Below are 11553 nucleotides of genomic sequence, written 5' to 3'. Positions count from 1 at the left end.
CATTCCCATAACCCTGATCGTTGATGTGGTAATAACTATTGAAATAAAAGCATTTTTTCATAAAAAAGGGGCCTGTGTGGCCCCTTTGCTTTGCGCTGATCAGATGCGGAACATGCCGACCTGATTGCTCAGTTCACCTGAAATATTTTTCAGTTGCTCAGACAGATGGCGAGAGCTGTCGGCGTCTACCGCCAGTTCGTCCGAGACATCCTTGACTGCCTGGATGTTGCGGCTGACCTCGTCGGTCACGGCGCGTTGCTCCTCGGCGGCACTGGAGATCTGGGTGGCCATGTCGGAGATCTGGTTGATGGAGGCGGTGATCTGCTCCAGCGCCTGAGTCGCATCGTTCGCATCTTCTACGCTGTTTTGGGCCAGCAGCTGGCCTTCGTGCATGGTGCTGACCGCGCCCTGGGTGTTGCGTTGCAGTGTCTCTATCATGCTGCGGATCTCGACGGTGGAGCTGTGGGTACGCTGTGACAGCACCCGCACCTCGTCGGCCACCACGGCAAAGCCACGGCCCTGTTCGCCGGCCCGTGCCGCCTCGATGGCGGCGTTCAGCGCCAGCAGGTTGGTCTGCTCGGCTATGCCTTGAATGGTGGAGAGTATGGTGTTGATCTCCTGCGCGTTCTTCTCCAGTTCCTGAATGATGCCGGAAGCCTGTTTGACCTGGGTGGCGAGATCCGTGATGGAACGCTGGTTGCGGGCGATGACCTGCTTGCCATGATCACAGCTGCCGGCGGAGCTGCGGGCCGCATCTGCGGTCTGCTCTGCGTTGCTGGCCACTTCCACTGCGGTAGCGGACATCTCGTGCACTGCGGTGGCGATCTGGGAGATCTCGTTCTGTTGACGTGCCAGACCCTGGCTGGATTTCTCCGCCATGTTGTGGGAGGAGTTGGCCTGCTGGTTCAGCTGGCTGGAAGAGTTGGAGATATCTTGCACCATCACGTGGATGCGATCGATGAAGGTGTTGAGGTGCTTGGCTACAATCCCCACCTCATCTTCACGCTCGATCTTGACACGACGAGTCAGATCACCGTTGCCGCGAGAGAGGTCGGCGATGGCCTCCCCCAGGGTTTTAAGCGGGGCCAGGGAGCTGTTGATGGCCACATAGGAGAAGCCGGCCACGATGAGAATGGTCAGCAGGCCTTGCAGCAGGGCGGAGGTGACCATGCGTGACACGGACTGATAAGCAACCGCCTCATCCACCACTATGCCGAAATACCAGTTGGTATTGGGGATCTCGGTCAGGTCGAACACGCTTGGCTTACCGCTGATCTCCATCTCGGAGATGGTGTTGTCATGGGCCAGCTCGTTGACCTTGGCGGCAGTCAGAATAGGAGAGAGGGAGGTGGCCTGTTTGAGGGTCAGCCCCTTGTCCGGGTGAGCAATGATGGTGCCATTACTGTCCATCAGGAGGGCGTAGGTGCCCTCCGAGCTGATGGCCAGTACATCGCGTATCAGCGCATCGATGGAGACGTCACCGGCGATCACCCCCTGGGTATTGCCGCGGGTGAAGGGCTCGGCGATGGTGATAATGAGTTGACCCGTGGTGATGTCAGCATAGGGGGCTGTCACCACCATCTTGCCTGCCGCGATGGCATCCCTGTACCAGGGACGTTGACGGGGGTCATAGCCGGCCGGCAAATTGGTCGGCCTGCTCTGGATCATCTTGCCATCTTTCGTGCCCACATAGATGAGATTGAAATTGCCGGCGTTCATGGCCTGGGCCAGATGGCTGACAGGTTCATCTTCCTTGGTGAAGGCATCCTTGGTGGCGGTGACTATGCTCATCCGGGCGTCCAGCCAGCGGGAGATGCCTTTCACATTGGCAGCCGAGCTGTCGTTGATAAAACTCCAGATCAGTCGTTGGGTTTCGTTTCTCAGTTGGGTGGTGTTGTACCAGACCTGCAGGCCTGTGATGACCAGGATAATGACCCCGATGGCGAGGACAAGCTTGTTCTTGATGGATAAGTTCATATTTACATCCTTGTGAGCGTCAGTCTGCGATGTGTTGTTTTATTGTTATGAGCCAACTGTTATCGGCCAAAGTAGAACTTTTTGTATCCCGGTACGTGCGATAAATGTATAGCCTAAGTCAGCGTTTATCGGTCACCTGCCGAAATAAGGCGTCCGATCAGGCTGGCGGAAGGAAGCGATCTGGCCGGTTGGTAAATATCCCGTCCACCCCCATGGCGACCAGTGCGGCAAGATCGGCAGTATGATCGACCGTATAGACCAGTACCTTTAATCCCCGTCGATGGGCATCCATGACCAGTGCTGCGTCGACAAAGTCCACGTCGCAGTTGAGCGACCAGGCTCCGAGCTCGGCAGCAAACTCGGCCAGGGTGAACGGAATCGTGGCGGTCAGTGCCCCAAGCCGGATCTCGGGTCGCAAGGCGGCAAAACGAGCCAGTTCCGGGTGGTGGAAGGAGGAGACGACCCAGTGCGCTGGCGTGAAGCCCAGCTGTGCCTCGGCGCGGCGGGTCAGCACGGCCACCTCGTCGGCTGTTTGCACCCCTTTCAGCTCGATATGCAGCTCGGCGCGACCGGCAATGGCTTCCATCACCTGCCACAGAGTAGGGATAGGCTCTCCTTCTCCTGCATCAAGTCCTGCCAGATAGGCACGGGATTGCGCCGTCAGCACGCCGCCGCCGTTCGTGCAACGCTCCAGTCGCCGGTCGTGAAATACCCACAGCTCGCCGTCAGCCAGCTGTACGTCTATCTCTATGGCCTGGGCTCCCAGTGCCAGAGCCAGCCGAATGGCCTTGAGGGTATTTTCCGGCGCCAGCCCGCTGGCTCCGCGATGGGCGATGATCTGCATGATATGGCTCCTGTTGCACCCTGCTCAGGCGCGGCTCAGTCGAATGTCGATCTGCTGGTGCGGCAGCCCCAGCCCCTGTTGTTGCAGCTTCTCCAGCACCAGCGAGTGCACCTCGTGAGTGATGGGCATGCGGTGATCCATGCTGTTCACATAGATCCGGATCTCGTAGATCAGCGCCGAGTCGGTAAATTCGATCAGAAATACCTCGGGGGAGGGGGTCTCCAGCACCAGAGTGGAGGCCCGGATCGACTCTTCCAGAATGGTCTGTATTCGCCTTGGCTCCTGGGTCAGGCCGATGCGGATGCGCAGCCGTACCCGGGTGATGGCATCGGACAGGGACCAGTTGATGAACTGCTCCGTGATGAACGCCTTGTTGGGGACGATGATCTCCTTGCGATCCCAATCCACTATGGTGGTGGCGCGGGTCTTGATCTTGGTCACTGTGCCGGTCAGCTCGCGGATGGTGACGGTATCGCCGAGCCGGATCGGTTTCTCGAACAGAATGATGAGACCGGAGACGAAGTTGGCGAAGATCTCCTGCAGGCCGAAACCGAGGCCAAGAGAGAGTGCCGCTACCATCCACTGCGCCTTGGACCAGTCGATGCCGAGGATGGAGAAGCCGCTCAGCGCCCCCACCACCAACACTATGTATTTGGTGACAGTGGTGATGGCAAAGCCGGTGCCGGGGGAGAGGCTCAGGTGTTGGAGCAGGGTCAGTTCCATCAGGCCCGGCAGGTTGCGGGCCGTGACCACGGTCAGGATGAAGGTAAATGCGGTCAGCATCAGATCCTGCAAGGTGATGGCGGAAAGTTGTTCTATGCCGCCAATCTTGTTGGTGACCTGCCACACCTCGATGCTGCGCAGGAAGCTGAACGCCGAGTTGAGTTCGGACCACTGCACCACCACCAGCATGGTGAAGCCCAGCATCAGCAGGGTGCGCACCAGCCCCAGCGACTGGGCACTGATGGTCTCGAGATCCAGCTCGGTATCTTCCACCACGTCAGGGATCTCCGAGCTGAGATCGTCGTGGCCCTCTTCCCTGCCACGCTGGGCCACTATCTCTGCGCGCTTGATCTTGGCCCGTTCGAAAGCGAGACGGCGGCGCTGGATCAACATCCAGCGGTGCGCCAGATAGTAGATGAGCAGGCAGCCCAGCCCCATTAGCAGGCTCAGCTCCAGCTGGCGCAGCAGGATGCGCGAGGTGTAGAAATAGCCGAGCAGGGAGCCTATCACCGCCAGCAGCGGGGCCATCATCAGGCTGTTCCAGATGAAATGGTGCAGCAGGTGGGGCTTGCTCATGTCGGCTTGGCCCCAGGTTAGCGGTAGCCGCTCCCGGTTGAGACGGGCGAAGAACAGCAGCAGCCAGAGGGCGCCGAGGATGAAGGCCATCCGGCCGAGGGAGTCGTAGAAGGCGTGATCCTGATAGCTGTTGGCCATCCCCTGCACGAAGAAGCTTGGGATGATCACCAGCAGCAGGGTGCGAAACTGGCCCCACACCTTCTGTACTCGCTCCTTCTGCCAGCGAAAATGCAGGATCAGGATCCCCTTCTCAAGCGTCAGGTGACGTGCCATCAAGAGTGCCAGCAGCAGGAACCAGATCTCGCCGAGGCCGCGGGCCACCGCCACTGCGAACGGATATTGCCAGGCGTCGTCGAGCAGGCCGCGCACCATCAGCACCATAGCGGGCAGGGGCAGGGAGGCAAGCAGGGAGCGCATCAGCAGCCGGCTGGTCAGGCTGAACTTGTCCTGGGTCACCTTGCCGATGCGTGGCGCTATGTGCTGGCTGAATTGGGTCAGATGGCGGGCCAGCTTGAACCAGCACCATGCCAGCACCAGGATACCGATACCGGCGAAGGTGAGGGTGATGGGGTGGTTATCGGCAATGGCCTGGGGCAGTTGCAACCAGTTGACCGGGTTGAGGGCGAGGCCGAGGGCTGCCGGTACCCCGAGCAGCACGGCCGGGGTGAGCGGGCGCACATCCGGCATCCAGAACAGGTGGCTGGCGCTGAGATCGCGGATCTCGTCGATCTTGCTGTTCTGGCGGCTGTAGAGCAGCTTGAGTCGGGTCAGCTCTTGGATCAGACTGTCGGAGGCGTCGTTGAGGCGGGTCAGCAACTGCCGCCTGGCCTTGAGCAGGTTGTCGAGCACGGCCTGCTGGGATCGGTCGAGGGCCATGTCACCGGTGGCCATCAGTTGCTCGCGCATCTGGCGCGGATCCTTGAGCGCGTCCTGCTCTGTCTCGTACTGGTACTTGGCCATGCGCGCGTTGACGATGGCGGATTCCAGCTTGTCGAGCGGGAAGTAGGCCGGCAGATCGGAGAGCTTGCTGCGCAGGTTCTCGCCGTAGGCATTGCTGATCTGCAGCCACTCCATCTGCTCGCGCACCGAGTTGGCCAGATCGTTCAGGGCCGAGAGGTTCTTGTCGATGGCCCTTTGATCGTCCTGTACCCGCTCTATCTGATCTTCCAGCGCGCCGAGCTGGATGGAGAGCGCCTGGTTCTGCTGTTGCTGTTCCAGCAGCAGCGGCATGTCGGAGGTGAGCTGCTTGCGCATCCGCTCGCTCTCCGCCAGCGCCTGCTCCGTTTTCTCGCGCCGTAGCTGGTTTTGCTGGTTGAGCAGGCTGGTCTGCCACTCGTCCTCGTCCGTGATGGCGAGGTTGAGATCCTGCAACTTCAGCTTGCCGAGATCGTTGCGTTGCTGGGCAGAGAGCTGCTCCAGCTCCAGCATCTGGATCCGGTCTGACAGGCTCTGCTCCTTGAGGTGGGTGACCAGCTGCTTGGCCTCCTGCTGGCGGTCCGATTCGCTGCTGAAGCTGAGTCGATCGAGCAGGGTGCGAGTCTGCTGCAACTGTTTGCGCAGCTCGTCGACCCGCAGGTGATACTCCTGACCCGTGCTCTCCAGCTGGTTGAGGCTGTCCATCACAGCCTGGCGCTCCTTGCGCAGGTTGAGCTGGCGGTTGCTGCTCAGGCCGATGGCCTGGCGCAGCGCCTCCTCCTTCAGGGAGGAGAGCTGCGGGCGGGGCTGGGGCTGATAGTTGTGCAGGCGCTCCTTGAGGCGGGCCGACTCCTTGGGGTAGTCGATGAGGATCTGCTGATAGGTCTTGCCCTGCTCGCGATAGCGCTGGGCTTCCCGGGCAAATTGCAGCGCCTGCTGATAACTTTCCCGCAGCTTCTGGTTTTCCGGGGTGTCTGTTTTGGGCACGCTCTGCAGCAGCTCCTCCACCTCGGTGATAGCGTCATTGGCCTGAGCGAATACGGGGAAGAGGCAGAGGGAGATCAGCAGCAGGGAGAGCAGGCGTTGCAACATGGCGCACGTTTCCGTTCATGAGAGGTCGCCCTAGCCTAAAGCAGGGGCTGAGGCGGGTAAAGTTTTCCATATTAATGATTTGTAACATAAATAACGGGCGCTTCGGACCATGTTTGGCTATTATTTTGGCCGTTTTTCCCTCCTTTGAGTATCTGATGTCTGCAGTCGATCTGGGCACCGCCCCCCTTTCCCGCCTGCTTTGGCGCTACGTCACACCGACCGTGGCCGCCATGCTGGTCACCGGCATCTATGTCACCATAGATGGCATCTTTGTCGGCCATATTCTGGGCCAGAACGGGCTGGCTGGCATGATGCTGGCGTATCCCATCTGCGCCGTGCTCTATGCGGTGGGGGCACTGATCGGCATGGGCTCCTCGTCCCTCGCCTCCTTCTACCTCGGCAAGGGGGAGCAGGCGAAGGCGCGTCACATAGTCGGCAATGCGCTGGTGATGGTGCTGCTCGCTTCGGCCGTGCTCGCCTTCATCGGCATCCGTTATGGCGAGTCCATGCTGGCCTGGATGGGGGCCGAGGGGGAAATTTTCGATGCCGGCCTCGCTTATCTGCAGTGGTACGCCTGGCTCGGGGTGTTTGCCGTACTCTCCATGGCGTTCACTGCCCTGCTGCGCAATGACGGACGACCCGGTCTCGCCACCTGGATCCTGGTCGGCGGCGGCGTGCTCAACGTGCTGCTCGACTATCTGCTGATGGCTGTCCTCCCCTGGGGCCTCGCAGGGGCGGCCATCGCCACCATGCTCTCCCAGGCGGTGACCGGTGGCCTCTGTCTGTGGCACTTCTTCACCCCGCGCAGCCAGTTGCGTATTGGCTGGGATACGCTCATGCCGGACTGGCGACTGATGCGGGAGACGCTGCGGCTCGGGGTATCGAGCTTTCTGATGTACCTCTACCTGTCGGTGGTGCTGACGTTGCACAACAAGGCGCTGCTGGTGGTGGGCACCTCGCTGCACGTGGCCGCCTATGGCGTCATCAGCTACAGCGAGGCCTTCTTTTATCTCATCTTCGAGGGGATCGCCATGGGCATACAGCCCATCGCCAGCTTCAACGCCGGTGCGGGCAACTGGCAACGGGTACTGCGGGTGCGCAACCTGGCGCTGGGAGTCACCCTGCTGGTGGCGCTGTGCGGTATCATCCCGCTCTATCTCTGGCCGGAAGGGGTTGTCTATCTGTTTGTCGGCGACAACGCGGCTCTCTTGCCGGTGGCGAGCCTCGGCATCTGGCTCTACTTCTGGGGCCTGCCGATGGAAGGGCTATTGCTGGTAGGGGCCACCTACTTCCAGGCCATCAACCGGCCCCGCATCGCCTCCCTGCTCACCGGCGGCAAGCTGGTACTGATTGGCGGCTTCCTGTGGGGCTTCTCTTCCCTGTGGGGTGTGGCCGGGGTCTGGCTGGCGTTGCCGACTTGCAGCACTGTGCTGGTGCTGGTGATGTGGCGGGCCATGCGCAAGGAGGCCCGCCTGCACGCCGCCGCCACCTGATACACCGCCATCCCTCCATGAAAAAGGCAGCCCAGGCTGCCTTTTTCGTTTTATCCGGCCTGCTCATCACTGCAGATGGCCTGGATTGGCTATGTCGCGTCAGGGTTTGAAGGCCCCGATAAAGATGGCGGGATCGACGCGGGCATCGTTGAGACTGACGTTCCAGTGCATGTGGGGGCCAGTGGCGCGACCTGTGGCGCCAACCCGGCCGACGATGCCGCCACGGGGCAGGCTCTGTCCCAGGGTCACATCGATCTTCGACATGTGGCAGAACATGCTGATCAGCCCCTGGCCGTGGTCGACAAAGACGGTGTTGCCATTGAAAAAGTAGTTGCCGATCAGGATCACCTTGCCGGCGGCCGGGGCCTTGATCGGGGTACCGGAACCGACCGCGAAGTCGAGGCCTGAGTGGGGGTTGCGCTCTTCACCGTTGAAGAAACGGCGCAGGCCGAACGGGCTGGAGAGCGGGCCCTGTACCGGCTTGTCGAACAGCAAGTTGCTGGGCTGGGTAGGGCTGAAGGTTTGGTAGGCACGGGTTTGCTCCGCCAGTTCGCGGTTGATGCGCACCATATCCTCAGCCAGCGGATTGACCTGGCGGCCGTTCTTCAGCTTGATGTGCTGCTCGCGGTAGTGCTTGCTGCCGACCGTGAAACTGAGGGTGCTGCCATCATTCACCATCAGCGTATGAGCCCCCGGCTGGCTGTTGAGGGGAATGCCGACGATGGCGATCCAGCGGCGATCCTCTTCCCGCACCACCAGCACGGGCTTTTCCTGATAACGGGCGGCTGGGGCCTGCTCTGCATTGCCAAGCGGCACCACGGCAACGCCGCCCGGCACTGGATGGTTGAGCAGACGGCTGATAAATCCCTCGGCGAGGGCAGATTGGCTGGCCAGCAGCAACAAAATACAACAAACAACTCTCATGACGGTTCCACGCTATGGGCTGGGTCAAACGAACAAGGGTAAGGGCATCAGGAGGCTGGCTGGAAGCGCTGATAGATGGCCTCCATCTGGACCGATACCTCCTGGCGAACCAGCTCCAGCTCCAGCATCTCTTGCACGACTTTCAGTTGGCTCGGGTTGAGGAAGGCGCGGCTGCTCTCCAGCACACGCTGGGTATAGGCCTTCTGGTTCTCCAGATAGGTGCTGGCATCGCCACTCTCCTGCTGGGCCAGTTGCTGGTTGGCATCGCTCAGCAGACGCGTCAGGGATTGGCGCTGGGTCGGGGCCAGCAGCTCGCCGCGCTCCGCCAGTCGGCCCTGGATCTCCAGCAGGCGGTTGATGTCACCCGAGTAGAGCTCCTGTTCCAAGCGGGTGCGCGTGTCGTCACCCAGCAGGTTGCTGATGTTGCTCCAGATGCGTTGGCTCTCCTGCTCGTAGGCATCGGGGTGATCGAAGCCAAGGCGATAGAGTTCGCGCAACTGCTCCTGCACCTGACCGCGCACGTCCTCCACCACGTCCAGCCGATCGAAAACGGTAGTGAGCTGGCTGCCCTGCTCGGCATCGTAGAGCCGCTCTATCAGCACAGAGCCGTCGCTGGACTGGCTCCACTGGCTGATGGCGGCCTCCAGCTCCGGATTGGGGGCCATGGCCTCTTGCGCGGGGGCGGATTCTCCCTGCGTGCCTTTGCCGGGTAGTTTGGCCATCAGGTTCTGACTGGCGCTCTGGCTGGCCGTTGTGTCGCACTGGGCCACGGCTGGGTTTTCAGCGGAGTCGGGTTGCGTGTGAGACGCTCTGGTGGCGGGTTGAGCCTGCCATTGCCAGAGGTTGAGCAGCAGGGAAGCAAGCAGGATCGGTGCCAGATGAAGTGTACGCATCTTGGATTCTCTTGAATAAGTAAATGCCCCTTGTGCGGGGGGCTCTTATGATAACCGTAACGCCTGATACAAGCAGCCTTGATGTGCGAAGCGCCAACCCATGATCGTCCGCCATTGAGTCAGCCGGCCCATGGCTCTAGAATCAGCAGCCAGCCCGTCATCATCTGAGGAAACGTTATGAATGGATTGTCCCCCCTGCGCGCCGAGCCGGCCCGTCACCCCATCGGGCGTGGCTGGGTCTGGGTGCGATCTGGCTTCGATGTCTTCAACAAGGGCATGGGCGTCAGTGTCGCCATGGTCCTGATCTGGTTCGCGGTCGGTCTGCTGCTGGAACGCCTGCCGGCGGGTGGCCTCATCTCTCAGTTGCTCTACATGGTGTGGGGCGCGGGCTGGATGGTGGTAGCCCAGCGCGGCTACGAGGGCAATCAGCTCAAGTTTGCCGACTTCTTCGCCGGGTTTCGCAACAAGCTGACTCCGCTGATGCTGGGTGGCCTGCTGGTGCTGGCTCTGTTTACCCTGATCGGACTCATCTGCCTGGCCTTGCTCTCCATGTGGGGGTTGACCCCCCTGCTGACCCAGGATCCCGCATCCATGGTGGCGAGCGTGGCGCAGGTGCAGGGGCTGCTGCTCTGCCTGTTGCTGGGGTTAGCACTGCTGATCCCCGTACTGATGGCCATCACCTTCGCACCGGCCCTCATCTATTTCCATGATGTCGGCATATTGCAGGCCGCTAGGCTCAGCTTCAAAGGCTGTCTGATCAACATGTGGCCCTTCTTCTGGTGGGGGCTGATCGGCGCAGGGCTGATGCTGTTGGGTGCCGCCCTGATGTTGGTCGGCCTGCTGGTGGTGATACCGGCCCTCAACTACTCCATCTATGTGGCGTATCGGGATATCTATCTGGATGTGTCGCAGGAGGTACACACCGAGGCGCCGCTCACCGGCTTCGAAGCCTGATCCGGATGCAAGTGACCGGGATGTCATGATTAAAAAGGGGCCTGCGGGCCCCTTGTGCATGGTGACGTTACTCCTGCCACATGGGATCGGCTGCCATGCGCACTACCAGGAAATCGAGAAAGCTGCGCAAGAGGGGGGACATCTGCTTGCGGGTGCCATAGACCCCGTAGACCCCGAGTCGCTTGGGTTGCCACGCGTCGAGCAGCGGTACCAGGGCGCCACTCTCCAGGTGTGATTGCACCGAGTAGCGGGGCTGCATGCTGATGCCGGCACCACCCAGGGTCGCCTCCAGCAGCAGGTTGGAAATGTTGGCACTGAGATTGCCGCTGACCGGCACGGATTCAGGCCCGGTGGGCCCCTGAAACTCCCACAGGCTCTTGCCGAAATAGGTGTAGGTGAGGCAGTTATGCAGGGCGAGCTCCTGCACCTTGTGCGGGGTCGGGTGTCTGGCCAGATAGGCCGGGCTGGCACAGACCACGGAGTGGCAGGTGCCGAGCCGGCGGGCCACTAGGTTTGGATCCAGATCATTGGTGATGCGAATGGCCAGATCGATCCGCTCCTCCACCAGGTTGACGGTGCGGTCCAGCAGCAGGATATCGATAGCGGTACCGGCATACTGGGCCAGATAGTCGTTGGCGGCCCCCACCAGCAGGGCCTCGGAGAGAGAGTAACTGCTGGTGATGCGCAGTTGCCCCTTGGGCGCCTCATCGCCGCGAATGGCGATCTGCTCCATCTCCTCCCCCAATGCCAGCATGGCCCTGGCGCGGTTCAATGCCTCTTCCCCCGGGCCGGTCAGACTCAGGCGTCGCGTGGTGCGATGCAGCAGACGGGCTCCCATCCACTGCTCCAGTTCTGCGAGGTAGCGCGTCACCATGGCGCGCGACATCTCCAGCTTCTCCCCGGCGCCGCTCAGGCTACCTTGCTCGACTACGCTGACAAAGACCCGTAATGCGGTCAGTCGATCCATATGCAGGCCCTCTATATGCTCGATTAATGCAACAGTGATGCGCTTATTATGCTGTATTTGTACCGTTAATGATCCAATAAACTGTGTCCATCTGATGAACCCCTGATGACTTGATGAGGAATACCCGATGAACAACACCCTGATCCGCAACCTGACCCTGGCCACTACCCTGCTGAGTGGTGCCGCCATGGCGGC

General features: G+C 60.9%; 8 protein-coding genes. 2 read left to right on the top strand and 6 right to left on the bottom strand.

Features of this window, described 5'->3' with window-relative positions; translation table 11 throughout:
* Positions 1-99 precede the first annotated feature (99 nt).
* From BN1129_RS04135 to mscM, 3 genes are all read right to left on the bottom strand, one after another.
* Complete coding sequence (locus tag BN1129_RS04135) at positions 100-1977, bottom strand: methyl-accepting chemotaxis protein (protein ID WP_042034673.1); 1878 nt, start codon at positions 1975-1977, stop codon at positions 100-102.
* Between the two features lie 157 nt (positions 1978-2134).
* Entirely contained in the window at positions 2135-2821 is a 687-nt protein-coding gene (locus tag BN1129_RS04130) for a glycerophosphodiester phosphodiesterase (protein WP_042034672.1), read from the bottom strand.
* A gap of 24 nt (positions 2822-2845) precedes the next feature.
* Complete coding sequence (gene mscM, locus BN1129_RS04125; RefSeq protein ID WP_042034671.1) at positions 2846-6127, bottom strand: miniconductance mechanosensitive channel MscM; 3282 nt, start codon at positions 6125-6127, stop codon at positions 2846-2848.
* A gap of 155 nt (positions 6128-6282) precedes the next feature.
* Here mscM and BN1129_RS04120 point away from each other — a divergent pair, with 155 nt between their 5' ends.
* The gene (locus BN1129_RS04120; RefSeq protein ID WP_042034670.1) at positions 6283-7620 is read left to right on the top strand and encodes an MATE family efflux transporter; all 1338 of its coding nucleotides are present in this window, start codon (positions 6283-6285) and stop codon (positions 7618-7620) included.
* Positions 7621-7719: 99 nt separating this feature from the next.
* On the opposite strand, the gene BN1129_RS04115 is transcribed toward BN1129_RS04120, so the two are convergent.
* Together BN1129_RS04115 and BN1129_RS04110 are read right to left on the bottom strand one after the other, a co-directional pair.
* Positions 7720-8544, bottom strand: a complete 825-nt coding sequence (locus tag BN1129_RS04115) for a M23 family metallopeptidase (RefSeq protein WP_042034669.1) — start codon at positions 8542-8544, stop codon at positions 7720-7722.
* 47 nt (positions 8545-8591) lie between these two features.
* A complete protein-coding gene (locus BN1129_RS04110; protein ID WP_042034668.1) occupies positions 8592-9437 on the bottom strand; it encodes a hypothetical protein in 846 nt (281 codons plus the stop codon).
* Positions 9438-9614: 177 nt separating this feature from the next.
* Between BN1129_RS04110 and BN1129_RS04105 the strand changes: the two genes are divergently transcribed.
* Entirely contained in the window at positions 9615-10391 is a 777-nt protein-coding gene (locus BN1129_RS04105) for a BPSS1780 family membrane protein (protein ID WP_042034666.1), read from the top strand.
* Between the two features lie 67 nt (positions 10392-10458).
* Here the strand turns inward: BN1129_RS04105 and BN1129_RS04100 are convergent, their stop codons facing one another.
* A complete protein-coding gene (locus BN1129_RS04100; protein WP_042034665.1) occupies positions 10459-11358 on the bottom strand; it encodes a LysR family transcriptional regulator in 900 nt (299 codons plus the stop codon).
* Between the last annotated feature and the right edge of the window lie 195 nt (positions 11359-11553).

Origin of the sequence: Aeromonas popoffii (assembly GCF_000820025.1) — a bacterium.
Taxonomy (GTDB): Bacteria; Pseudomonadota; Gammaproteobacteria; order Enterobacterales; family Aeromonadaceae; genus Aeromonas; species Aeromonas popoffii.
This window is presented reverse-complemented; position numbering and strand designations above follow the sequence as displayed.

What these genes read in the sequence shown, in the direction of transcription:
- BN1129_RS04135 (WP_042034673.1), bottom strand. Translation starts at nt 1,977, where the DNA reads ATGAACTTATCCATCAAGAACAAGCTTGTCCTCGCCATCGGGGTCATT.
- BN1129_RS04130 (WP_042034672.1), bottom strand. Translation starts at nt 2,821, where the DNA reads ATGCAGATCATCGCCCATCGCGGAGCCAGCGGGCTGGCGCCGGAAAAT.
- mscM (WP_042034671.1), bottom strand. Translation starts at nt 6,127, where the DNA reads ATGTTGCAACGCCTGCTCTCCCTGCTGCTGATCTCCCTCTGCCTCTTC.
- BN1129_RS04120 (WP_042034670.1), top strand. Translation starts at nt 6,283, where the DNA reads ATGTCTGCAGTCGATCTGGGCACCGCCCCCCTTTCCCGCCTGCTTTGG.
- BN1129_RS04115 (WP_042034669.1), bottom strand. Translation starts at nt 8,544, where the DNA reads ATGAGAGTTGTTTGTTGTATTTTGTTGCTGCTGGCCAGCCAATCTGCC.
- BN1129_RS04110 (WP_042034668.1), bottom strand. Translation starts at nt 9,437, where the DNA reads ATGCGTACACTTCATCTGGCACCGATCCTGCTTGCTTCCCTGCTGCTC.
- BN1129_RS04105 (WP_042034666.1), top strand. Translation starts at nt 9,615, where the DNA reads ATGAATGGATTGTCCCCCCTGCGCGCCGAGCCGGCCCGTCACCCCATC.
- BN1129_RS04100 (WP_042034665.1), bottom strand. Translation starts at nt 11,358, where the DNA reads ATGGATCGACTGACCGCATTACGGGTCTTTGTCAGCGTAGTCGAGCAA.